At 59.5% G+C, this 24,311-nt stretch carries 24 protein-coding genes; 9 read left to right on the top strand and 15 right to left on the bottom strand.

The window, feature by feature from the left end:
- Positions 1-126 (top strand): integrase core domain-containing protein (locus EDF70_RS28750; protein ID WP_165932087.1); only part of this gene is annotated, 126 nt, incomplete at its 5' end.
- A gap of 320 nt (positions 127-446) precedes the next feature.
- Here the strand turns inward: EDF70_RS28750 and EDF70_RS28745 are convergent.
- The 12 genes from EDF70_RS28745 to EDF70_RS28690 form a co-directional block, all read right to left on the bottom strand.
- Positions 447-869, bottom strand: a complete 423-nt coding sequence (locus EDF70_RS28745) for a type II toxin-antitoxin system VapC family toxin (RefSeq protein WP_132281458.1) — start codon at positions 867-869, stop codon at positions 447-449.
- The gene (locus EDF70_RS28740; protein WP_132281455.1) at positions 866-1,120 is read right to left on the bottom strand and encodes a type II toxin-antitoxin system prevent-host-death family antitoxin; all 255 of its coding nucleotides are present in this window, start codon (positions 1,118-1,120) and stop codon (positions 866-868) included. The genes EDF70_RS28745 and EDF70_RS28740 overlap by 4 nt, the downstream gene beginning before the upstream one ends.
- Before the next feature lie 249 nt (positions 1,121-1,369).
- Complete coding sequence (locus EDF70_RS28735; protein ID WP_132281452.1) at positions 1,370-2,794, bottom strand: FAD-binding oxidoreductase; 1,425 nt, start codon at positions 2,792-2,794, stop codon at positions 1,370-1,372.
- Complete coding sequence (locus EDF70_RS28730; protein WP_132281449.1) at positions 2,794-3,555, bottom strand: SDR family oxidoreductase; 762 nt, start codon at positions 3,553-3,555, stop codon at positions 2,794-2,796. Before EDF70_RS28730 ends, EDF70_RS28735 begins: the two co-directional genes overlap by 1 nt.
- 4 nt (positions 3,556-3,559) lie before the next feature.
- A complete protein-coding gene (locus EDF70_RS28725) occupies positions 3,560-5,314 on the bottom strand; it encodes an SMP-30/gluconolactonase/LRE family protein (RefSeq protein WP_207908352.1) in 1,755 nt (584 codons plus the stop codon).
- Positions 5,239-6,222 carry an NAD(P)-dependent oxidoreductase gene (locus tag EDF70_RS28720; protein WP_132281443.1) on the bottom strand — a complete coding sequence of 328 codons (984 nt, stop codon included), beginning with the start codon at positions 6,220-6,222 and terminating at the stop codon, positions 5,239-5,241. The genes EDF70_RS28725 and EDF70_RS28720 overlap by 76 nt, the downstream gene beginning before the upstream one ends.
- The gene (gene ugpC / locus EDF70_RS28715) at positions 6,219-7,301 is read right to left on the bottom strand and encodes a sn-glycerol-3-phosphate ABC transporter ATP-binding protein UgpC (protein ID WP_132281440.1); all 1,083 of its coding nucleotides are present in this window, start codon (positions 7,299-7,301) and stop codon (positions 6,219-6,221) included. Before ugpC ends, EDF70_RS28720 begins: the two co-directional genes overlap by 4 nt.
- Positions 7,302-7,303: 2 nt before the next feature.
- On the bottom strand, positions 7,304-8,134 hold the full coding sequence (locus EDF70_RS28710) for a carbohydrate ABC transporter permease (protein WP_132281437.1): 831 nt from the start codon (positions 8,132-8,134) through the stop codon (positions 7,304-7,306).
- Positions 8,135-8,144: 10 nt separating this feature from the next.
- A complete protein-coding gene (locus EDF70_RS28705) occupies positions 8,145-9,071 on the bottom strand; it encodes a sugar ABC transporter permease (RefSeq protein ID WP_132281434.1) in 927 nt (308 codons plus the stop codon).
- A 73-nt stretch (positions 9,072-9,144) separates the two neighbouring features.
- Positions 9,145-10,416 carry a sugar ABC transporter substrate-binding protein gene (locus tag EDF70_RS28700; RefSeq protein ID WP_132281431.1) on the bottom strand — a complete coding sequence of 424 codons (1,272 nt, stop codon included), beginning with the start codon at positions 10,414-10,416 and terminating at the stop codon, positions 9,145-9,147.
- A gap of 24 nt (positions 10,417-10,440) precedes the next feature.
- Entirely contained in the window at positions 10,441-11,607 is a 1,167-nt protein-coding gene (locus EDF70_RS28695; RefSeq protein ID WP_132281428.1) for a mandelate racemase/muconate lactonizing enzyme family protein, read from the bottom strand.
- Entirely contained in the window at positions 11,604-12,512 is a 909-nt protein-coding gene (locus EDF70_RS28690) for a dihydrodipicolinate synthase family protein (RefSeq protein ID WP_132281425.1), read from the bottom strand. Before EDF70_RS28690 ends, EDF70_RS28695 begins: the two co-directional genes overlap by 4 nt.
- A 117-nt stretch (positions 12,513-12,629) precedes the next feature.
- Here EDF70_RS28690 and EDF70_RS28685 point away from each other — a divergent pair, with 117 nt between their 5' ends.
- Positions 12,630-13,538 (top strand): 2-dehydro-3-deoxygalactonokinase, encoded by a 909-nt coding sequence (locus tag EDF70_RS28685; RefSeq protein ID WP_132281422.1) that lies wholly within the window; start codon positions 12,630-12,632, stop codon positions 13,536-13,538.
- A 69-nt stretch (positions 13,539-13,607) separates the two neighbouring features.
- Positions 13,608-14,234: a GDSL-type esterase/lipase family protein gene (locus tag EDF70_RS28680; RefSeq protein ID WP_132281419.1), complete on the top strand. Its 627-nt coding sequence runs from the start codon at positions 13,608-13,610 to the stop codon at positions 14,232-14,234.
- Positions 14,235-14,484: 250 nt separating this feature from the next.
- Here the strand turns inward: EDF70_RS28680 and EDF70_RS28675 are convergent, their stop codons facing one another.
- Genes EDF70_RS28675 through EDF70_RS28665 form a run of 3 tightly spaced genes read right to left on the bottom strand, consistent with a single transcriptional unit; the run spans position 14,485 to position 17,285 of the window.
- Positions 14,485-15,624: a mandelate racemase/muconate lactonizing enzyme family protein gene (locus EDF70_RS28675; RefSeq protein WP_132281416.1), complete on the bottom strand. Its 1,140-nt coding sequence runs from the start codon at positions 15,622-15,624 to the stop codon at positions 14,485-14,487.
- 13 nt (positions 15,625-15,637) lie between these two features.
- Entirely contained in the window at positions 15,638-16,546 is a 909-nt protein-coding gene (locus EDF70_RS28670; protein WP_132281467.1) for a dihydrodipicolinate synthase family protein, read from the bottom strand.
- Positions 16,547-16,559: 13 nt separating this feature from the next.
- On the bottom strand, positions 16,560-17,285 hold the full coding sequence (locus tag EDF70_RS28665; RefSeq protein WP_132281413.1) for a GntR family transcriptional regulator: 726 nt from the start codon (positions 17,283-17,285) through the stop codon (positions 16,560-16,562).
- A gap of 117 nt (positions 17,286-17,402) precedes the next feature.
- Between EDF70_RS28665 and EDF70_RS28660 the strand changes: the two genes are divergently transcribed.
- The 6 genes from EDF70_RS28660 to EDF70_RS28635 are packed head-to-tail and all read left to right on the top strand — an operon-like array spanning position 17,403 to position 24,294.
- Entirely contained in the window at positions 17,403-18,995 is a 1,593-nt protein-coding gene (locus EDF70_RS28660) for an ABC transporter substrate-binding protein (protein ID WP_245519419.1), read from the top strand.
- Between the two features lie 26 nt (positions 18,996-19,021).
- Complete coding sequence (locus tag EDF70_RS28655) at positions 19,022-20,083, top strand: ABC transporter permease (protein WP_132281410.1); 1,062 nt, start codon at positions 19,022-19,024, stop codon at positions 20,081-20,083.
- Positions 20,084-20,998, top strand: coding sequence for an ABC transporter permease (locus EDF70_RS28650; RefSeq protein ID WP_132281407.1), 915 nt, complete (start codon positions 20,084-20,086; stop codon positions 20,996-20,998).
- The gene (locus EDF70_RS28645) at positions 20,991-21,839 is read left to right on the top strand and encodes an ABC transporter ATP-binding protein (RefSeq protein ID WP_132281404.1); all 849 of its coding nucleotides are present in this window, start codon (positions 20,991-20,993) and stop codon (positions 21,837-21,839) included. The genes EDF70_RS28650 and EDF70_RS28645 overlap by 8 nt, the downstream gene beginning before the upstream one ends.
- A gap of 2 nt (positions 21,840-21,841) precedes the next feature.
- A complete protein-coding gene (locus tag EDF70_RS28640) occupies positions 21,842-22,630 on the top strand; it encodes an ABC transporter ATP-binding protein (RefSeq protein ID WP_132281401.1) in 789 nt (262 codons plus the stop codon).
- Positions 22,631-22,689: 59 nt separating this feature from the next.
- A complete protein-coding gene (locus tag EDF70_RS28635; protein WP_132281398.1) occupies positions 22,690-24,294 on the top strand; it encodes a glycoside hydrolase family 43 protein in 1,605 nt (534 codons plus the stop codon).
- The last annotated feature ends 17 nt before the right edge of the window (positions 24,295-24,311 follow it).

The following is a 24,311-nucleotide window of genomic DNA, read 5'->3' as shown; positions in this document are numbered from 1 at the left end:
ATCATCGAAAGCATCGAGGAGGCACAGGAATTCGCCACGCAGTGGCTATGGACGTACAACAACGAACGGCCCAATATGGGCATCGGCGGCATAACACCCGCACAGAAACTGAAAATGGCCGCGTGAATTCTACTGCGGAGCCCCGTTAAAAACGGGGGGATTACCCAATCGCAATACAAACGAAGTGAACAAACGGTTTCATCAACAGATATACGTTCTTATCGCTGATAGATCTAAATTTCCGTCATAATACAATCGCAAAATGGGTATTTTTACGATAGAATTGGCAAGGTATATTTACCTTACGCTGATCATCGGGCGGCGTTTTTTCGAATCACAACCGTTGGCTTGTATAGGTTTAAGACCGCCGTTCAGCACGCTGAGAATACCTTACGAGATTTTCCTGAATTAGTCGCGAAACTCCGACACACCAGATGTGTCCGACCTCAAGCCTGCCACGGATTCACGAGGACAACGCCAGTGCCTTGGAAATCCTGAATGTTGCGCGTCACGACAGCAAGCCCGTGCACGAGCGCTGTGGCGGCAATGATTGCATCGGCTTCATTGCGGCGATCTGGAACATGTAAATGAGCGCAGCGCGTCGCAATTGCATCGTCGATAGGTAGGATACGTTCCGAAAACTCCGGTCGAACCCGGCTATCCATCCATGCCCGCAGGCGAGAACCCTGCGTAACATCACGACGTTGGATACCGAGGATCCCACGTTCAAGCTCTAGAATTGTTATCGCAGAAATATACAGATCACGGGCATCCTGCGCACTTATCCAGGCCGTCACGTTCGGATCAGCCTTGCCGTCGCCAACCTTCCGGAGTTCGGAAACGACGTTTGTGTCGAGCAAATAATTCAAGACAAATCAACTTCGCGAGCTGCTGTGATTGCTCTCGGCGGATCAAAATCGATATTCGCCAAGCCGGGCATTGATAGGGCATCGACAAGATTGTGACGTTTACCTGTCAGGCGCTCGAACTCAACATACGTCATCAACACGTGTGACGGTCGGCCTCGATCAGTGATAACAACCGGTCCCGCCTCAGCAGCCCTTTTTGCTCTGCCGACATCGTGGTTCAATTCGCGACTGGTCAAGCTGCTGGTACCCATATGCGCCTCCATGTAGGAACGTAACTACCTATAGCGCTCTCACATTCAAGGCGCAATGGTGCTCAACGCACTTCGTGTCCCGACCTGAGCTTTTAAGCTCTTGATGAGAATCGAACCCACAACCCGCTTCTCATTTTAAATGAAATAACAGTGAGCCGTGAAAGGGCTTTGCTAAATACCCGGAAATTCGAATTCGCCTCTCGAAACTGCCGTGTGGCTGCTTCATGTCAGCTGCACATGAAGAAGCTATCAACTGACTTGATCTTGCTCACCTAGAACACAACCCGGGTTCATTATGCCCTGCGGATCGAATGCGTCTTTAAGTCGCTGCATTGACTGAAAGCCGGCTTGGTCGGTTCGCTTTCTTAATTCATCGATCAACTTGCGACCAATGCCATGTTCTGCACTGAAGCTGCCGCCCAGCGCATCCGCGCAATCGTTCACGATGGTGCGGATAGCGACCACCGTGCCGGCCGGATCATCGTAGCGACCCCAATCTCGGTGGCTGAATCTAACTGCAAAATGCACGTTGCCATCTCCCATGTGGCTAACGACAACGATTTGCGCCTCTGGATAAAGTGTGCGCACTGCGGCAGACGCGGCGGTCAAAAACCGTGGCACAGATGACACGGACACGGAAATGTCGGCGGACAGCACATGCCCGATATTACGGTTGGCATCAGCCGTGCCATGTCGTAGCGCCCAGAAATTATCGCGTTGCGTGCCGTTCTGCGCAATAGCGGCATCCAAAATCTCACTTGCATTCATTGCCGCTTCCAGAGAGGCAAGCAGCATTTCACTTAGCAATTCCGGACCTGACATATCGGCGAGTTCGATCAGCAGATGCCAGGGAGCATCGATCGGTGATGCGGCAATCGGTCGATAAGCGATAACGCTCGCAAGCTGTTCTTCGTTCATCAGTTCGAACGTCGTCAGCCGTTCACCGCAACACGATTGAAGCCTGTTTAGAAGCCGCAACGCTAATTCGGGATCCGCAACACCGACCCAAGCGGTTGAATGAACGTTGGGCAAGGGATGAAGCTTCAACACCGCACCGGTGATGATGCCAAGCGTTCCTTCCGCCCCGATGAACATATGCCGCAGAGCATAACCCGCATTGTCCTTGCGAAGTGCCTTCATGCCGTCCCAGGTCGTACCGTCGGGCAGTACGACCTCAAGACCGAGAACGTTTTCGCGGGTCGTTCCGTAACGCAGAACATTGGTGCCGCCGGCGTTGGTGCTGATGATGCCACCAATCTGACACGAGCCTTCTGAACCGAGGCTAATGGGAAACAGGCGGTTCATACAGATTGCGGCATACTGAACATCGGAAAGAACACAGCCGGCATCGACGTCGATGGAACCGTTGATCGCATCGATCTTGCGGATGCGCCGCATTTGCGAAAGGGACAAAATGACCGGCGGCCTGTCGCAGGCACCCGGCACACCAGCACCGGTCAGCCCGGTCCTCCCACCCTGTGGAACAATGGCACGCCCGGCGTCTGCACAGGCGCGGACGATTGCAGCTACATCTTCCGTCGTTTTGGGCAGGGCCACGCAGAGCGCGGGACCTGTCTGCCGCCCCCACCAATCTTGCAGATAGGCGGACATGTCATCGCCGGTGAGGACGGCACCAGCCCGCAGAAGCGAACCCAGCTGTGCCGGCAAATCCATCAGTAACCACCGGTCAGGAAAACGGTCTCGCCGGTCATGAAACTGCAGGCCTGCGACGACAGGAAGATTGCGGCACCCACCATTTCTTCCGGCTGTCCGGCCCGTCCCATCCAGTTTAACGTGCGGGCATATTCTTCCCAGCCTACTGGATCTGCATCCCGACGATGAGCGTTGCGGTCGGTATCGATCAGGCCGGGCGCAAGCGTATTGAGAAGAACATCGTCGCGTGCGTAATCGCGTGCCTGGCTTTGAATCAGATTATGCTGCGCCGCTTTCGTGGCGGCATAAGCAGTGACAACGCCTTTGGGGCGAAGCTGGTTAACCGAGCCGATCGACACCACACGCCCCCATTTTCGGGCAGCCATGAGCGGCAGGACCGTCTGCAGCATGTCCACAGTGGATCCGAGGTTGACCGCCAACTGAAAGGCAAGATCGTCCGGCGTCAGATCCACCAACGTCGCGTTAACCTGGGCGCTGGCATTGATGACGAGGATGTCCAAAGGCGCAATGGCTTCGGCGCGTTCGATGAGGTCGCGGCCGGCACCGGGGGCGGAAAGGTCGCCTGCCAGTTCCTGCGCCGTACCCCCCGCATCCGAAATACGCTGTTGCGCAGCGGCCGCGCTCCCGGATTTCGTGCCGTGCAGGATGACATGCGCGCCGGCACCGGCCAAACCTTCCGCAATCGCAGCGCCGATGCCGCGGCTGGAGCCAGTGACAAGCGCTGTGCGACCTTTCAGGCCAAAGACGGTTTCGAGACGCATCTTCTTATCCTTGAAACAGGGGAATGCGCGCACCGGCAACACCGGGACGACAGGAGAACAGGCCGCCGGACAAGGGGGCATCCGCCAGGGCGGAGGCCGGCAGGCGCGTGCGGGCGCTGGTAATGAACATGGTCGACAGGTCCTCACCACCGAAGGCGATGCTGGTCGGGCGCGGCACCGGCAGTTCGATCACTTGGTCGAGTTTGCCGTTCGGCAGGTAACGGCGCACGCTCCAACCATCCCAGATCGCACACCAGACGCCGCCTTCGGCATCGACCGCAAGCCCGTCAGGCCGGCCATCAGCCACGGGAACCCGGGCAAATTCACGCCGCCCCGACAAGGCGCCGGTCAGCGGATCGCAGTCATAGGCATGGATGAAACCCGGCACCGTATCGACGAAATAGAAGGTACGCCCGTCAGGGCTCCAGCCAAGTCCGTTCGAAACGACGATGCCGCCTTCCTTGCGCTCGAAAGCGCCGGCGGCGTTGATCCGGTAGAGCGCTCCGGTCGGTTTTGAGGCATCAATGCGCATGGATCCCACCCAGACGGCACCATCCGGTCCGCATTTGGCATCGTTAAGGCGATTGTCGACGATGCCGGCTTCCGGGCTGACGAACGGCGTCAGGCGACCGGAGGCAAAATCCAGCCATTCGATACCGTCCTGCGAAGCGACCAGCAGGCGTTCCTGCGTCACCGGAATGACGGCGCTGACGAGTTTGCCGGTTTCGGTGGTTTCGTTGCGGCCGGTGGCCGGATCGAAGCGATGCACCGCCGGATGCAGGATGTCCACCCAGTAAAGCGCCTTTTCGGCCTCATGCCAGACAGGGCTTTCGCCCAGTTGGGCACCCCAGGGCAGAATACAGCTGAGATCCGCCATCGGTCGGCCGACGGCGGTGCGCGGACGGGGGCGCGAACTGATGGCAACGGCGCCCGCCGCACCGGTGATCCGGCGAGCGGCCGCAATCAGCTCACGACCGGCCGGATGGATGTTGGAGGCATCGAGGCGCGAGGACGGGCCAAGCGCCACGAGCACGCCGATCGGCGTGTTGTCGCGACCCATGACGGGCGCCGCTACAGAATTCACGCTGCGAAGATGTTCTTCGTAGGAAATCGAATATCCCCGTGCCCGCGTCAGCGTCAGGTCGGCCTGCAAGGCATCGAGCGCGGTAATGGTCTGCGGCGTCTCGGCGTCCAGCGTCAGCCGGTCGATCAGGGCGCGCCCGACGGCGGGATCCTGGAAGGCGAGAAGCGCCTTGCCGGGTGCCGTGCAATGCAGCGGCACGCGACGACCGACCTCGACACGCACCGAAAGCCCGTTGGGAGAACGCTCGGCCAGATATTGCGTCACCACCCCATCGAGGCGACACAGTGCGACGGTTTCACCGAGTTCGGATGCAAGCCGCTCCAGTTCCGGCATCGCCGCCGAGACGAGATCGAAACTCTCCCATACCTTGTGGGACATTTCGAGAAAACGTTGCCCTAGCACATAGGTGCCTCGCGCCTCGTCCTGTCGCACCAGCCCGTAGGCGATCAGAGTGCGCAGAATACGGGCAAAGGTGGGCTTGGGCAGGCCCGATGCCCGCAACAGTTCGGCAAAGCGCAGCGGTTCGGGCGCATCGGCCACCATGTCGAGAAGCGTCAGCCCTTTTGCAAGTGCCGCCGTGCCGCCGGGTGTTTCCGGTTTCATTGCCTCGTCCTCCCGGCGAGACGGTGCAGCCTTGCGGCGGCCGCCTCTTCCAGCATCCGGTCCATCGTCCATTCCGCTTCAAACCCCAACGTGTTCCTGATCCGCGCGTTCGAAGTGTGGTAATAGACGCCTGCGCCGGGAAAATCGACTGGCACAAGTGGAAGGCCCGTCAACTCCGCCATGCGCGGCAGAAGTTCAGCAAAGTCTGCCGGTTCATCGGAGCCGAGATTGAAAACGCCGCCTGCCGCATCGGCATGATCGAGCGCCAGCAGAATGCCGGCGACCATGTCGCGGGTATCGGTGATATGCATGCGGAACGGCCGGCCGTTTTCATTTCGCGCCAGCACATGAGCGGGCTCGCCGATATCCTTGGAGCGCAAAAGATCCGCCATGGCCGTGTTGCCGAAATTGTACTGCTGCCGGATGCGAGGCTTCAGGAAAAAGCGCGGGCCAGAGAAGAAACTGTCTTCGTCCAGCAGCTCGGCCGCATCCTGCGTATGGGAAAAACGCAGGGTCACCGTCTCCATCCGGCCGGTTCGCTGATGGAAACGCACCAGCTCCTCGCCCAGAAACTTGGTCAGGCCGTAGGGAGAATTTGGTGCCAGCGGATGATCTTCGGTTACCGGCAGGAATTCCGGACGATTTTCCGGGTAGACTTCACCGGAGGATGCGAACACGAAGCGACGCACAGATTGCGTGGACGCTGCATCCAGCAGTCGCCGCGTGCCTTCGACATTGACGGCAAACATGCGATCGCGATCCGCCGGTGCCCAAGACATGAAGGCACCGAGATGCAGGATGTCGCTCACGCCCTCGACAGCTCGTGCCACGGCATCCGCATCTTCAAGCGACCCCACGATGTCTTCGCCGTCGGCTGAGGACGGCCGCAGGTCGAAGCCGCGCACGGCTCGGCCTTTTGCCCGCAATGCAGCGACCACGGCACGGCCGACACGACCAGCCGATCCCGTGACGAGGATCATAGCCGTTCACCCGTCTTGAAGTCGAAAAGGTAGAGCTGGGCAGGATCGAAACCGAGCCTGATCTCCTCGTTTCTCGGCAAGGTGCCGCTATGAGACACGCGGGCAATCAGGCCTTTCGACTTGCCGTCTTCGCCATCGGTGATCCGGGCGCCTTCAGCTTCGAAATAGACGTATTTCTCCGAGCCGAGGCTTTCGACCAGCGTCGGCCGCACGCGGAAGGTCACGGGCCCTTCACCGAGCGTCAGATGTTCCGGCCGCAGGCCAACGACGACCGGTCCCTGATGGGTGGTAGCACGCGGGAGCGAAATCTGCTGCCCGAAGGCGGTAAGCTGGCCATCACGCAGTTCCGCATTGAGGAAGTTCATCCCCGGCGAACCGATGAAACCGGCAACGAAGAGATTGGCGGGGTTGTTGAACAGCTCGTCGGGTGCGGCTATCTGCTGGATGAGGCCTCCCTGCATGATGACGACGCGGTCGGCCATGGTCATCGCCTCGACCTGATCGTGGGTGACGTAGACCGTGGTGACGCCGATGCGCTTGTGAAGCGCGCCGATTTCGGCGCGCATATGGACACGCAGCTTGGCATCGAGGTTGGAGAGCGGCTCGTCCATCAGAAATGCCTGCGGCTGGCGCACGATCGCACGGCCCAAAGCCACACGCTGGCGCTGCCCACCCGAGAGATCCTTGGGCTTGCGGTCGAGATAAGGCGTCACCTCGAGGATGCGCGCCGCGTCGTCGACACGGCGGTCGATTTCCGTCTTGTCGGTGCCGCGCATTTTCAGCCCGAAGCCAATGTTCTGGCGAACGGTCAGGTGCGGATAAAGTGCGTAGTTCTGGAACACCATGGCGATGTCACGATCACCGGGCGCTAAGTCTGTCACCTCGCGTTCGCCGATGAAGATCTGACCTCCGCTGGCGGGTTCCAGGCCGGCCAAAATTTTAAGCATCGTGGACTTGCCGCAGCCGGAGGGACCGACCAGCACAACGAACTCGCCATTCTCTATTTCAAGCGAGAAGGGTTGCAGGACATTGAGCGCGCCATAGGACTTGCTGACATTGCGAATGGAAATATTGGCCATGCTTATTTCTCCGCGCCAGCGGTCAGGCCGCCGACCAAATAGCGTTCAAGGAACAGATAAATTGCGATGATCGGCAGGGCGATGAAGACCGAGGCGGCGGAAATGTCATTCCAGTAGGTGACATATTCGCCCTGCATCGTGGTGATGCCGAGATTGGCCGTCCAATTGTCGGGCGAGTTCACAAGGAAGGTCCGCGCGTATGCGTAATCCGCCCAACTGAGCACGAAGGCATAAAGCGCGGTGGCGGCCAGGCCCGGCGTTGCGATCGGCAGAACGACGCGCACCATGGCACCGATCGGCGAGCAGCCATCGACCATTGCCGCCTGTTCGAGTTCTTTCGGTATGGTGTCGAAATATCCCTTCAGCATCCAGGTGGCGAAGGGAATTATCATCGTGGAATGCGCGAGCACGAGCGTCCACAGGCTGCCGATCAGGCCAAAACTGGAAAAGATCGAGAACAGCGGGATGACCAGCAGCGTCGCCGGCAGCATCTTGGCTGTCAGAACAAACAGCCCCATCGTTGCGCCGCCGCGCATCGAATAGCGCGACAGAGCGTAACCTGCACTGACAGAAACCAGCATGGACAGCGCCACCGAGCCGACGGCGGCCAGCATCGAGTTCCAAAGCCACATGAGGATGGGCTTTGCCGCCCAGACACGGGCGAAAATATCCCATTGCGGATCGGCAGGCCAGAAGGTCGGCGGCAGGCGATAGAGTTCGTTTGTGGTCGAAAGTGCCGTGACGACCAGCCAGTAGACCGGAAACAGGATCATCAGCAGCGTGAAGATCACCGTGGCATAAAGAGCGAGGCTCTGGGCGAATGTACGTCTCATCGAGGCCTCCTCAATAGATTGATTTCGAGCGCCGGCCGAGCATCAGCAGGCTGGCGATGATGCAGATGACCAGCGTCAGCACGCCGACGGCCGCGGCACGGCCAAAGTTGTGGTACTGGAAGGCCTGGTCGTAGGTCATGATCGACAGCGTCTGCGTCGAGCGCAGCGGACCGCCGCCGGTCAACACCTTGATGATCGAGAAGTCGCGGAACACCCACAACAGTGTCAGGACAAGCGTGACGCCCAGAACCGGCATCAGAAGCGGCATGGTGATCCAGCGGAAACGCTGAAAGACGCTGGCACCATCCACCTTGGCGGCGGCGTAGTAGTCGGATGGAATGGACTGTAGGCCGGCAAGGCACATGATCGACACGAAGGGAAAGCCCTTCCACACCATCGTGATCGCCACCGCCCAGAAGGCCGCCGTCGAACTGCTGACCCACGGGATCATCTGGTCGGAGAAGCCGAGCTGGATCGCCAGCCAGCCGAACAGGCCGAAAGAGGTGTCGAACATCCAGGCAAAGATGACGACCGCGATGATTTCTGGCACCGCCCAGGGTAGTGCGATGCCGAGACGCGCCACGGTGCGGCCCTTGAAGCGGTTGTTGGCAAGTAGTGCCGTACTCAACCCCACGGCGACGCTGCCAGCTGTTACGACCACCACAAGCTTGAATGTGACCCAGCAGGCCAGCCAGAATTCCTCCGAGGAAAACAGCCAGGTGTAGTTGTTGAGCGAGAACGGACGGCTGGCGCCGCCAAGCCGAGGGATCTTGACCTGCTGGAACGACAGATCGATCGCCAGGATCAGCGGCCAGACGATGATGGCGGCAACCATCAGCACCGCGGGCGCGATAAGGATGTAGCCGAGAAGATGCTGACGGCTGGGGCGCGCAAGGTCAAAGAACTTGCCCCGCCCCGCCCGAACGGTGTCGGTCATGAATGGTTCTCCTGCCGGATGCTTTCGTGATGTCCATGGCCCGCGAGACGGCGGGCCATGATCTCGAAACGGATCAGCCCTTGATGCTTTCTGCCTTGGACTGCATGGTTTTTGCCACTTCCGCCGGATCGAGATCCTGAATGATCATCCGCTGGGTTTCTTCCATGATCATCTTGCTGAACTCATTGTAATAGAGCTCCAGCCCGATCGGCACCCGGTCGATGCCCTTTTCGGACGCCGCCTTCATCGTTTGCAGCAGAACAGGGAAATGCGGAATGGTCTTTTCGACGCCCGATACATCGGCCTTCGGGCTTGGCGGCGTATTGCCACCCATCGTCGCATAACTGCGCTGGAATTCAGGTGTCATCGTCAGCTTGATGAAATCCCAGACAAGTTGCTTCTGATCGTCGGGAATGTCGGACGGCATGGCCAGCACATTCGACGAGCCGCCGAGCGGCGGCGTCAGCGGTGGCGCGGCGTAGACGATATCGCTCTTGGCCGTTCCCTTTTCGGTAGTGCCATAGAGCCATGGACCATCCAGGCGCATGGCCATCTTGCCGTCTGCAAACAATTTGCGCACATCGCTGGCGCTCATGTCGACCGGGCTGATGCCGCTTTTCATCACGGTTTTCCAGCGCGTCAGGCCCTCGACCATTTGCGGCGTATCGATGGTGATATTGCCGTCCTTATCGGTCCAATAAGCGCCGGCATCGATGATGTAGTTCAGCATTTCGGTCAGATACTGGCCCGGACCGCCCTTGGTTTCATGGCCGGTTCCGAACTGGTCGACAATGCCGTCTCCATTGAGATCCTTGGTGGTGGCCTTGGCGGCGGCAAGAAACTCGTCGTAGGTTTTCGGCACAGCGATGCCGGCAGCATCTAGCATCTTCTTGTTATAGGCCATGACGAAACCGAAATAGTTGGTCATGATGCAGACGGTTTCGCCGTTCCATTCGCATGTCTTCTGGCCGGCCCAGCCGGTCATGTCGATGCCGTCCTTCTTCAGCCACGGATCGAGCGGTTCAAGCCAGCCGCTATCGGCAAACATCTGAAATTCGAAGGATGCGAGATGCACGATCTGCGGCGGCTGGTTGGCCGCAAACAGCGTCGTCATCGTGTCCGCGTAGGAACTGCGCTCCGCCTTGGTGAATTCGATTTTGACGCCGGGATGCTGTTTTTCGAATTCGGCGATTGCCGAATGCCACCATTCTCCAGTGCCGGCATCATCGGTCTGCCACGAGATGAATTTCAGCACGGTGTCGGCCATGGCGGGGCCAAGGCCGCTCATCATCATCACGGTTGCAGTCGCGGCGCCGAGCGCCAGGTTTTTCACTCTCTTGTTCATGGTTTCCTCCTCCAAAGAACCAATTCAGATACGTTCGAGTAGCGCGAGCGCCGCCTCCGACGGCTTCACCCCTATTCCCGGCCCTGATGGCAGGTAATAGCGACCTTCGCGGCAATCCATGTCGCCGGAAAGAAGGCGACGGTTCGGCTCGAAGATCGAATGCTGGAATTCGTGTCCTTTAAGCGTCGGTAGTGTCGACGACGCCTGCAGGCTGGCCGCCAGAAAGATACCGGCGCCGACGGTGGCATGCGGGATCACGTCGATGCCGTATTCGCTTGCCAGCGCGCCGATGCGAACGAAATTGGTGATGCCCTTGTGACCCATTTCCGGCTGCACGATGGCGATGCGGCAACGCCCTATCCGGGCGCGCATGTCCCAATGGGTGCGCCATTCCTCGCCGACGGCGATCGGGATATGGGTGCCTTTGGAAACCTTTTCGAGACCTGCGATATCCTCGGTCCACACCGGCGCCTCGGCAAACCACGGAGAGAACGGCGCCATTTCGGCAATTAGCTCCAGCGCCCGCTCCGGCGTCTGGTTCCAGTGCATGTCGGCAGCGATTTTTGCGTCAACGCCCAAAACCTTACGCAGGTTTTCCATTTCGGCCGCCGGGCCGTCATCGGCCACCGGCGTCGCAAACTTGAAGGCGTCAAAGCCGCGATCCTGCCAGTATTTCGCCAGCTCGCCGCGCGCCTGCAGCGTCTTTTCCGGCAGGCCGGACACATAAACCGGAAAACTTTCGACCCCGCCGCCCAACAGATCGCGCACGGACTTGCCCGCTTCCTGGCCGGCAATATCCCAGAGCGCGATATCAAGCGCTGCCAACGCATCGACGTAGAAGCCGCCGGTATAACCGCGCACGCGCATCATGTCGTAGAGATCGTCGTAGATCGCAGAAGGATCCGTCGCATCTCGGCCGATAACGAAACCGGAAAGAAGATCGTTTATCAACGCCGCCACCGCGCCCGGCGCGACAATGCCATAGGTTTCGCCCCAGCCAACAATGCCGGCCTCGGTCGTCATGCGGACCAGCACGCTGCGGTCGAAAGTGGGATAGACCGTGCGATTGCCCTTGCGAACGATGTAGCCGTTCGCATTGACCACTTCACCTTCCCTCAATGCGCCGAGATAGGGCACCTTGCGCGGCTGCGTGAGCGTGAAAACCTCGACCGTCGAAATGGGGCTGTTCATGCGGCCTCCGCAGAAAGCAGACCGAGCTCCACCAGATTGCCATCGATATCGGCGATTGCCGCCGCATCGAGATCAGGTGTCGGCGCGCGAACACCCACACCATCGATCACGCCACGCCGCACAAGTACATGCTTTGTCAGCCGCATGCGGTAAACCGCCTGCAACACCAGAAGCGGCAGGGTGCGCACATAGATATTGCGCGCTTCATCCCGCCTGCCGGCAACAAGCGCCCGATCGATCGCAACATGCTCTCCGGCAATCTCCAGCGCCGGCATGGCGGCAGTCGCGCCGCGGGCATATTCGTCGAGAATATAGCGCGCACCACCGCCGCCGATCACACCCTTCAGCGTCTTGGGCGCGTGCGCAATGATATGACTGATCGCCGGGCCGGCTGGAAGCGTCTCTTCCTTCACATAGGCGACCTGCGGAAGCGCTTCGATGATCTCGACAATTGCCTGTGGCGACAGGTCGGAACCGCGCGGCGCTGGCGCGTTCTGAAGGATGATCTCCACCTCCGGCAGCGCTTCGACGATCTTGCGTAGAAATTCGATCAGCGCCGGCGCATCGGTGCCCACCGATTTCGGCGGCTGCACCATCAGGTAACGGATGCCGAGATCTGCCGCAATGCGACCATGCGCAACCACGTCGCGCCAATCGGCGGCACTGGCACCGGCCACCACCGGCACCCGGTCGGCCACAGTGGTCACCACGATCTTCAAAAGCCTGGCGCGCTCGTTGGCATCAAGGTTTTCCACCTCGCTGGCAAAGCCCGGAAACACGACGCCATCAACACCCTGCTCGAGAGCGAACTGCACCAGCCGCGACATGCCTGCCTCATCCACGGACCCATTCGCCAAAAAGGGTGTCGGCAGGACGGGCAAGATGCCCTTCAGACCAGCTACCATTTCCTCACCTCCCAATAAAGTATCATATCGTGGCACTATAAACTCACAGATTGACACTATACGCAGTGACGCCTTATGACAAGCCCCAAGATGAAACGAGCGGAGGAGGCTTATTGCATGGGAAACGCAGCATCGATTGTGGTCGACTGGGGAACAGCGTCGCTGAGAGCGGTACTCGTCGGCAATGACGGCGAAGAACTCGACAGTCTGGAAACGCCACAGGGCATCTCGTCGCTCGGAAAAGGCGACCATGAGGCCGCACTCATGACAGCGCTTGACCCCTGGTTTTCCGCCCACGGCGCCTCGCCGGTCGTCGCGCTTGGCATGATCACCAGCCGCAATGGCTGGGTCGAAATTCCCTATGTGCCCTGCCCGGCCGGTCCGGCAGAGCTTGCACGCGGCACGGTTCGGATGGTTCTGCCGAACGGTTCGGAACTGGTGCTTCTGCCGGGGCTGACCGATCCCGCGCGCCGCCCCTTCCCCGACGTGATGCGCGGCGAGGAAACCCAGGTCGTGGGTCATGGGCTGGACTGCGATGCAACGGTGATCATCCCCGGAACACACAGCAAATGGGCAAAGGTCAAGGCAGGCCGGATCGACGGCTTCCAGACATTCGTGACAGGCGAAATCTTTGCACTGCTGCTGAACCATTCGTTCATCGCGCGCGGAGCGACGCAGCCTGTTGTCAACGATCCGCAAGCATACCGCTGGGGTCTCGAGGAAGCGAAGAACTCCGGCGCCATGCTGTCCCTGCTGTTTTCGGCGCGAACGGGCGGCCTTGCGGGCAAGCTCTCCGGCGATCAGCTGCGCTCCTACGTCCACGGCATGGTGATCGGACAGGAATTCCGGCAGGCGCGCGAATCCGGCTGGTATTCGCCCGGTGACGAAGCGACGATCGTCGGCAATGACGGGTTGAACGATCTTTACGTCATCGCTGCGGAAGTGTTCGGACTGGCCATCGTCATGGGCGCCGACGACGTGCTGACCCGTGGCGCCATGGATGTGCTGCGCCATACGCGTTCATGAACCCTGGCGCGCAGCGCGACGTCGCAATGGTCGGCAATGCGCTGCCCCACCATTCGCTTGAGGACCGACATGTACGATTTCCCCGCCAGCATCTGCACGAGCCGACACGAAAACGATATCATCACCGTATTGGCACGGCTGGAGCGGCTCGGCCTTCCCGCTGATCCGATCGCCTTCTACGGGTCATCTTCCTTCCGGATCTGGAATTCCATCGCGGAGGATCTCGGGTCTCTCGACGTCGTCAATCTGGGTTTTGGCGGGGGCACGTTTCTCTCCGGCATCCATTATCTGGACCAGCTTCTGGCACCTCTCAAGCCGGGCAAAATCGTGCTCTATTTCGGCGAAAACGACATAGCCAGCGACGGCCTTACGGCTCAGACGACCTTTCGGCATCTCAAGGGATTGCGCGACCGAGTTTCTGAGATGCTGCCGCAATCCGAGGTATTCGTTTTGTCGATTAAGGACAGCCCCGCACGCTGGATCTACCGCCACGAATTCGCGGAGTTCAATCAATTGGCCCGCGACTGGTGCACGGAGCGCGAGAACACGACATGGATCGAGGCCAGCACCGGGCTGATTGGCGAGAACTGCCTGCCGATGTTCAGATATTATCTGCCCGACCTAGTCCACATGAATGCGGCGGGATACGCTGTTTGGTCATCAGCCATCAGGAGAGTTCAAGGTCTCCTTAATTAGGGCACGAGCCGGCGTCACTAAGCTCTTGAGCGGATGCGAACCGTCGATCAAAGGCTCAGATCTGCTAAGCATCTGCGAAAGCGTCTCTTTGGATGGTAAACCCCCGGTTGAAACGCAAAGCTCCATTATGGAAAATGTCGAATATCAAAGGCCATCAGACGGTGTATTTGTTTAAGCAGCGGCAATCAGATTTTTCGGTTACCTCAGTCGCTGATTTTCGGCGCTGAGGTAACCGTGACTTCTCGGCTCTTTATGGATACGCCGTTGAGCCATCCGGCTTGCGGGTGACCTTACGCTCCCAGTGGACATAATCGTCCTTTTCGAGCACCTTTTCATCGACCTCGATACCCCAGCCTAGGCGATCAGGACGCAGTTCCATATGACCATCGACCGGCATGTACGGGTCGAGTGCCCAGGGCGCGTGGCCATGCGGCTTGAATTCCAGAACATGGAAATTCGGCTGCGCCGCGCAGAAGTGAACATTGACGGCAGTCGCCAATGGTCCCATCGGGTTGTGCGGTGCGACCGTGACGTAGTGGGCCTCTGCGATCGTCGCAATACGCCGCATTTCCGACACGCCGCCGACCACGCAGATATCCGGCTGGATGATATCTGCGCCCTGCTGGGTCAACAGATTGAGGAATTCGAAGCGATTATAAAGCGACTCGCCGGTGGCGAGCGGCACGTTCACCTTCGACTTCAATTCCTTCCATGCCGGGATATGTTCCGGGCGGATCGGCTCCTCGTAGAACATCGGATCATTCGGCGCTATGGCCGCGGCAAGCTGGACGGCCTTGTAGGGCTCAAAAATCTTGGCATGCGCATCGAAGGCGAATTCGAAATGCGAAGGCGTGATCTCGCGGATGCGACCGAACCAGTCGCCGGTCTCCTTCACCAGCTCACCCCAGCGGCCTGAATGCAGGTCGCGGCGGTAGGGACTAAGCTTGAAGGCGGTATAGCCATAATCCGCATTGAGCTTCAGCGTCTGCTCAAGCACCTGTTCGGGATCAGGTGCGGTATAGACGCCGCAATAGACCCGCACGCGATCACGTACGCTGCCGCCGAGCAACATGTAGACGGGAAGCCCCGCAGCCTTGCCGGCGATATCCCACAAGGCATGGTCGATTGCGGAAATCGCGGCAAGACCGAGGGCTCCGGGAGGAAAGCGGCATTGCTGATTGAGTTTCAACACGAGGAATTCGACCCGGCGCGGATCTTCTCCCTCGATCTGGTGGAAAAGATAGTCGAGAAGCGGCGGCAGCGCCCAGTCGGGGCCGTGATTGTAACATTCCCCCCAGCCGGAAATGCCTTCGCTCGTCTCTATCTTCAGAAGAAGGCGCGGACGCTCATCCACGCGCTGCATGTAGGTCTTGATACCGGTAATATGCACGTCATTTCTCCGATCAGGCAGCCAGCGCTTCGGCTTTGACACGATCGACGATGCCGCGAAGAATGCTTCGCTCCTCGTCGTTGAGCGCGACCACGCCGGGAAGACGCACCGGCCCAACATCAGTGCCGAGCATGCCGAGCGCTTCCTTGACGACCGTGACATTGGCGCCGTTATTGTATTTGGTGCGCAACATCTCGAAACCGGCAATGCCGTCGATCAGGGCACGCGCACGGGCATAATCCCCCGCTTCTAGCGCCTGATGGACGGCATGCGAGCGTTCCGGAAAGACGTTGACCAAGCCCGATGTGAAACCGCGAGCGCCCATGGCGTAGAAAGCCGGCGCCCATCCTTCGGCAAGACCGCAGACCCAGATGGCTGGCGCATCCTGCGTGGAGCGAATGACCTCCGACAGAAGCATGAGGTTCGGCGATGCGAACTTGATGCCGGCAATATTGGGATGAAGGGCGAGTTTTCGGAAATCGGTGACCGAAAAACCGTCGCTGCGGACATAGGCAATGACCGGAACCGTCGAAAAATCGGCCAGTTCCAGGAAATAGCCGGCCTGATAGGACGGACCGGCAAACGGATCCATCGGGTGATGACCCATGATCGCATCGGCACCGGCGGCGATCGCATCCTTGGCAAGCGCCTTCGCTTCCGTCAACGAGCGGCCGACAGCGGCGCTGACCAGCGCCTTGCCATCCGCAGCCTCGATCGTCGCGGCATGCACCTCCCGCACCTCATCCATGGTCAGGGTGAAAAATTCGCCCGTGTTGCCGGCGGCCATCAGGTTGTGCACCCGCGCCTGCGCCATTCCCTTGATCAACGTCTTCAGCTTGGCAACATCGATCGAGCCGTCGCCCCTGTAAGGTGTCACCGGAACACCGGAAATTCCGGTTAGCGCCTTCCTGACGGTTTTCATTTTATCACTCACGTCAGACCTCTCCCTTTTTCTTGAAAACGATGCTCAGATACGTGTCGCCGGATCGCACGACATGGTCGCGCATGGTCCGCTCCGCCTTGTCGGCGTCGCCTGCGGCAATCGCCTCGGCAATGGCAACATGCTCGTCCAGCGCCTTCTGCCGTTCGGTTGGATCGAGATGAATGACGCGGCGAATGCTGGCGTCATAAAACTGCTGCCGCTCGATCAGCTTGGCGAGATAGCCGCATTGCGAACTTCTGTGGACGTGATCGTGAAACGTCTCGTTGAGCGCAATCAGGCTGTCGGCATCGCCGGAGGCGGTTGCTTCCTTCATGCGATTGGCAATCACCGAGAGCGCGGCCTTGCCTTTTTCATCGATACGCTTTGCCGCCAGATGCGCGATCATCGATTCCAGCGCGGCGCGCGCAAGAATCATTTCCTCTGCCCAGGACATGCTGAAGCGAATGACCACGCCGCGACGCGGCAGCGCCTCCACCAGTCCTTCCGTCTCGAGCTGGCGCAGGGCTTCCTTGATCGGCGTCGTGCTGACCCCGAACTGCTCGGCGAGATTACGTTCGTTGATTTTCTGGCCGGGCTGAAAACGCCCCGAAATGATGGCACTGCGCATGGCGCGATGAACATGATCGCGCACCGTCATCTGGAAGCTGGCGTCGATTTTTTCGAATTCGGCCTGGCCAGAAGCGGATGGGCTTGCGGCGGAGGGGTTGGCAGCGGTCATTTTCCGAAAATCCGTTGACGAGGATCAATTTGTGTGAAACTTGATATATCAGATTTGAAATCCATGTCGATACTGAAATTTCGATATGGCGAGGTTGAGGAGCCTTGGGAGGTAGATATGAAGATGTTGAAACGTGCGCTGCTTGCGTGCGCCATGACCGTAACGGCCGTCGGTCCCGCCGCCATGGCAGCGACACCGAAGGACGAGCTTGTCATCGCGATCATGATGACGACGATGCGCGGCCTCGACCCGCATGAGATCAATCAGCTGGAAGCGGCAGAGGTGGTTGCGAACCTCTATGACCGCCTTATCGCCCTGCCGCCCGACAACATCGCCGATCCCCAGCCATCCCTCGCGGAAAGCTGGACGATCTCCGAGGATGGCAAGACCTTCACCTTCAAGATCCGGCAGGGCGTGACCTTCCATTCGGGCAATCCGGTGACGGCACGCGATGTCGAATGGTCACTGCATCGGCTGGTCAAGCTGGGCCTCGCGCCCTCTACGGACCTTCGCCAATGGGGATTTTCGGCAAAAAACGTGGATGAACTGATCCGGGCGGAAGACGACCACACGCTGGTGCTGCAGACGCCGGAAGTCTGGAACCCCAATCTCATCCTCTACTCCCTTGCCAGCTATTCGACCTCCATCGTCGACAGCGTGTTTCTCGCCACCAAGGAGAAGGACGGCGACTGGGCGCGCAACTACCTGCAGACGGCAGACGCGGGCTCCGGCCCCTACTCACTCGTCACCTGGCGCTCCAATCAGCTTCTGATCGCCGATGCCTTCAAGGATTACTGGAAGGGCATGCCCGCAATGCGGCGCGTCTATATGGGGCACGTGCCGGAATCGTCGGCGCAGCGCCTGCAGATCGACGCCGGCGACGTCGACATTGCCACCCGCCTGTCATCGACGGACCTTGCCGGTCTTGAGAGAGACGGCAAGGTGACCGTCCAGAAGGTACCGGGCTTCGGATTTTATTATCTGGCACTGAACCAGAAGGACGAGATCCTATCCAATCCCAAGGTCCGCGAGGCGTTCCGATATCTCATCGATTATGACGGTCTGGCCAATTCCGTGATGAAATATTACGGCACCAAACAGCAGACCATCATCCCGGCCGGCCTGCCCGGCGCGTCGGACGCGATGCCGTACAAGCTTGATATCGACACGGCCAAGCAATTGCTGGCCGAAGCGGGTTATCCCGACGGCTTTTCGAAGGTCTATTTCGCCCAGCCCGGCACGCCGGAATCCGAAGTCGGCATTTCGCTCCAGAACAATGCCGCCAAGGCCGGCATCAAGCTCGACCTGCAGATCGGCGACCAGATCGGAAAATTTCGCGCCCGACAGTTCGAACTTTTCTCGTCGCGCACCGGCGAGCGCCTGCCCGATCCGCATGCGGTCCTGCAATCCTACGCCACCAATGCCAACAATGCCGACGACTCGAAGCTGGCAGGACTGGTGGCCTGGCGATCCGCCTGGGACGTTCCCAAAGATATTCAGGACATGGTCATTGCGGCCGCGCATGAAACCGACGCGGAAAAACGCGACGCGCTTTACGCACGGATCAACGAGGCCTATCTGCGCGCCTCCCCCGCACTCGTCACCTCTTTCCAACGCACCGATCCGAAAGCGGTTCGCAACGAAGTGAAGGGGTATGTCGGCCACCCGACATGGCTGACCCGCTGGGACACAGTGACCAAGTCCGAGTGACCTCATAAAATTTCAAGGATAGCGGCATGAGCATTATCCAGACCTCAGAGACCTCTGCGCCCAGAAAATCCGCGCTTCCAAAAGCTGCAGGCAAGGTCGTGACCTCGTTCGTGGTGATCCTGACGACCCTGCTGGGCCTGATGATGATCACCTTCACCGTCGGCCGCATGGTCCCCGCCGATCCCGTCATCGCGGTGATCGGCGATCAGGCGGATCAGGCCACCTATGATCGCGTCTACAAGGAAATGGGGTTGGACCGGCCGATCTATGTCCAGTTCGCCGGTTATCTCAGTGATGTCGTCCATCTGGATTTTGGCCAGTCTATCATCACCAAACAGCCCGTCTCGAAGGATCTCGCCCGCGTCTTTCCGGCCACGATCGAACTGGCAACGCTGGCAACGATCATCGGCGCAGGTCTTGGCATCCCGCTCGGGGTGATTGCCGCCGTGCGCAAGGGAACATGGGTCGACCATGTCGCCCGCGTCGTCGGGCTGTTGGGTTATTCGACGCCGATCTTCTGGCTCGGCACCATCGTCATTCTCGTTTTTTACGCTTATCTCGGCGCCATTCCACCCGGTGGCCGCATCTATCTCTATGACGAGGGCATCGTGCAGGCGCGCACGAATTTCATCCTGATCGATTCCGCCCTTGGTGGTCATTGGGATGTGTTTCGCAGTGCGCTGCATCACATCATCGCCCCGGCCGTCATCCTCGGCTACGCGTCGATGGCCTATCTCAGCCGCATGACGCGCAGCTTCATGCTCGAGCAGATGCGGCAGGAATACATTCTGACTGCGCGCGCCAAGGGCCTTGGTCAACGCCCGATCGTCTGGCGGCATGCGTTTCGCAACATCCGAGTCCAACTCCTGACCGTTATCGCGCTTGCCTATTGCGGCCTGCTGGACGGCACGGTGCTGATCGAAACCGTCTTCGCCTGGCCCGGCCTTGGCTCCTATCTCACCTCGGCACTCTTTTTCGCCGACATGAACGCCGTGCTCGGCAGCGTGCTTCTGATCGGCATCATTTCGATCGCCATCAACCTGCTCTCCGACATTGTCTACCGCTTCATCGATCCGAGGACCCGCTAAATGGCAAAGTCCGGCACTTTCTCAAATCTGCATGACTGGCTGATCAGCGAGGAATTCACCTCTGCGCGTCAGGCCAGACTGCACAGCATCTATCTCGCCTGGCTGAGCCTTCTTGCAAACCCTCTGGCGTTCGCAGGTTTTGCGGTCGTCTTTCTGCTCGTGGTCGTCGCGGCGCTGGCGCCTGTCATCGCCTTCCATGATCCCTTCACGCAGGATTTCGCCATCGCATTGCAGGCGCCCTCCTCAGTGCACTGGTTCGGCACCGACGAGTTCGGGCGTGATGTCTTCTCGAGGCTGATCTATGGGGCGCGCACGACGCTCTATATCACTATCCTCGTCACCGTCATCGTCGCACCGATCGGCTTCGTCATCGGCGCCACTGCCGGTTATCTCGGCGGCTGGGTGGATGTCGTGCTGATGCGCATCACCGATATCTTTCTCTCCTTCCCGAGCCTCGTTCTCGCACTGGCGTTTTCGGCAGCACTTGGTCCCGGCATCGAAAACGCGGTCATCGCCATTGCGCTCACCGTCTGGCCGCCGATCGCGCGTCTGGCGCGTGCCGAAACCCTGACCTTCCGTCATGCGGATTTCGTCATCGCCGCAGAACTGCAGGGCGCCGGCACCGGACGCATCCTGTTGCGCCATATCGTGCCGCTTTGCGCACCCTCCATCATCGTGCGTCTCACGCTCAACATGTCGAGCATCATCCTGACAGCCGCCGGACTCGGCTTTCTTGGGCTAGGCGCCCAGCCGCCGATGGCCGAGTGGGGCGCAATGGCGGCATCCGGCCGACAGTATCTGCTCGACGCATGGTGGCTGACGACGGTTCCGGGCATCGCGATCCTGACCGTCAGCCTTGCCTTCAACCTGCTCGGCGACGGGCTTCGCGATATCATGGATCCCCGCAATGGCTAACACATCCGACACAATTCTGACGGTCGAAAGCATGTCCGTCGAGTTCCCGACTTTGTCCGGCGTCACCACCGCAGTGCGCGACGTGTCCTTTAGCGTCGGCCGCGAAAAAATCGGCATTATCGGCGAATCCGGTTCGGGCAAAAGCACGACCGGCCGCGCCATCATGCGACTGCAACCGCCGCAGGCGATCGTAGAAGCCAGCCGCATGCAGTTCGAGGATATCGATCTTTTGACGGCAACCGAGGAAGAGATGCGCGCCATTCGCGGACGCCGCATCGCCATGATCCTGCAGGACCCGAAATATTCGCTGAACCCGGTGATGACCGTGGGCGAACAGATTTCCGAAACGGTGATCCTGCATGAACGCGCCACGCCGAAGGAGGCACGCAGCCGAACCCTTGCCATGCTGGAACGGGTCAACATCCGCGATCCGGAACGGGTCTTCGATCTTTATCCGCATGAAGTGTCCGGCGGCATGGGCCAGCGCATCATGATCTCGATGATGCTGATCGCCCAGCCATCGCTGATCATCGCCGACGAGCCGACTTCCGCACTCGACGTGACGGTGCGCCAGCAAGTTCTCTCGATCCTCGACGATCTCGTGGTGGAGCGCAATATCGGCCTGATCTTCATCAGCCACGATCTCAATCTCGTGCGCAGTTTCTGCGACCGCGTCATCATCATGTATGCGGGCCGTGTGGTCGAAACGATCGCCGCAGCCGATCTCGATCAGGCGCAACATCCTTACACACGCGGTCTCCTCAACGCGCTTCCAAGCCTCGACAATCCGAAGGACAGGCTGGAAGTTCTGCGTCGCGACCCGGCATGGCTGGAGAACTGAACATGTCCATGATCAAGGCCCATCATCTGGCCGTGTCCTACGGCCACGGCGAAGCAGCCCTCAAGGTTGTCAAAGACGTCTCCTTCGAAGTGCAGAAAGGCGAAACCTTCGGCCTCGTCGGGGAAAGCGGTTGCGGCAAATCCACCATTCTGGGGGCACTTGCAGGCCGCAACAAACAGTGGACCGGCACGCTTGAAATCGACGGCGAGGAGATCGGCCAGAAACGCACGCGCAGCCAGCTGGCAAAACAGCAACTGGTGTTTCAGGATCCGTTCGGTTCCATTCATCCGCGTCACACGATTGGCCGCACCCTGCTCGAACCGCTGGAGATCCACGGCAAGGACCGGCGTCAGGAGCGTATCGAAAAGGTGCTGACCGATGTCGGTCTGCCGCTGAACTTCCGCTACCGTTATCCGCATCAGTTGTCCGGGGGACAACGGCAACGCGTGGCCATTGCTCGGGCTCTGATTCTTGAGCCAAAAATCCTGCTGCTGGACGAGCCCACATCCGCGCTGGACGTGTCCATTCAGGCTGAAATCCTCAATCTGCTCAAGGATCTGCGCGAGCGCGAACAGCTGACCTATATCCTTGTCAGCCACGATCTCGCAGTGGTCGCGCATCTGTGTGATCGGGTCGCGATCATGCAGAGCGGCGGTTTCGTCGAGGTTGCGACGCGGCAGCAGCTGCTCGAAAATACCGTAGAGCATCCCTATACGCGTATCCTGATGGATGGCAGCCGCGGCTATGTGAGCGAGAGGCGGAAGTCTGACAGCGCGGCATTGCCCGCATAGTTTTTCGACGCGCCGGGTCATGACAGGCGTATTCAGAGATTCAAGCATCCGAGACCGACATGATCCAGAACCCCATTCTTCCCGGTTTCCATCCGGATCCTTCAATCTGCAGGGTCGGCAAGGACTACTACATCGCCACCTCCACATTCGAATGGTATCCCGGCGTTCAGATTTACCACTCACGCGACCTTCGGACCTGGACCTTGGCGGCCCGGCCTCTCGACCGCGCCGAACAGCTCGATTTGCGTGGCGCACAGGATTCCTGCGGCGTATGGGCACCGTGTCTGACGCATGCAGACGGCCGCTTCTGGTTGATCTACACGGACGTGAAACGCAAATCCGGTTCCTTCAAGGACTGCCACAACCATCTCGTCACCTCGGACACAATCGAGGGGCCATGGTCCGAACCGACCTATCTCAATTCCTCGGGTTTCGACCCATCGCTCTTTCACGACGACAATGGCCGCAAATGGCTGGTGAGCCTGACATGGGATTACCGTCGTCGGCCAACAGCCTTCGGCGGCATCGTCCTGCAGGAATACGACCATGGGCAAGGCAAACTAGTCGGCCCGGTTACCAACATTTTCCATGGATCCTCGCATGGTCTGGCGGAAGGCCCCCATCTGTACCAGCGTGATGGCTGGTATCATCTCTTGGTCGCCGAAGGCGGCACCGGCATGCGCCATGCCGTGACGATGGCGCGCGCACGCGATCTGATGGGACCGTATGAGCTTCACCCTGACACCCACGTCATCACCAGCCGCTTTCACCCGGACGCGGCGTTGCAACGCGCCGGCCATGGCGACATCGTCGAAACGCCGGACGGCGAGACCTATATGGTGCACCTGTGCAGCCGTCCGCTGCAGGGTATCAGGCGCTCCGTCCTTGGCCGGGAAACCGCCATTCAGAAATGTAAGTGGGGTGAAGATGGCTGGTTGAGGCTGGAGGGAGAGCCCTACGTGCCACAGGAACGCATCCTGTTGCCAAAAGGCGTCGATACGACCGAACGCATTGGGCGAACCGAGCGCTACTCATTCGCACCAACTTCTGGGTTGCCGGCCGATTTCCAATGGCTGCGAACGCCGTTTCCCGAACGCCTGTTTTCCCTTCAGGCGAGACCGGGTCACCTGAGGTTGACAGGCCGCGAAGCGATTGGCTCTTCATTCGAGCAATCTCTCGTGGCGCGGCGTCAGACGGATTTCGATTTTGACGCGGAAACGGAAGTCGATGCCGAACCTTCCAGCTATCATCAGATGGCCGGACTGGTCTCGTATTACAACAGCTTTGCGTATCACTATCTTTGCCTGACCCACGACGAAACGGCTGGTCGTGTGCTGCAAGTACTCTCCTGCGCAGGCGGTTGGCCGAAAGGTATGATAGATCTGGTGCTTGAGGTGCCGGTGTCTGTACCCGATGGTCCCGTGCGCATGAAACTGGAGGTAAGAGGAGCGGCCGGGCGCTTCTATTTCTGGAAAGATGACGATTGGGCAAGGATCGGCCCGGTCCTCGATCACTCCGTCCTTTCGGATGAAGGTGGCGAAGGGGAACATGCCAATTTTACCGGCGCCTTCATCGGCATGTCCGCCAATGACACGAGCGGGCAGGCAATGGCGGCCGATTTTTCCTGTTTCGTCTATCGCGTGAAAGAAGAGCAGGGACTGTGATGGCAGGCCGATCGTAA

Origin of the sequence: Neorhizobium sp. JUb45 (assembly GCF_004343585.1) — a bacterium.
Classification (GTDB): Bacteria; Pseudomonadota; Alphaproteobacteria; order Rhizobiales; family Rhizobiaceae; genus Neorhizobium.
This window is presented reverse-complemented; position numbering and strand designations above follow the sequence as displayed.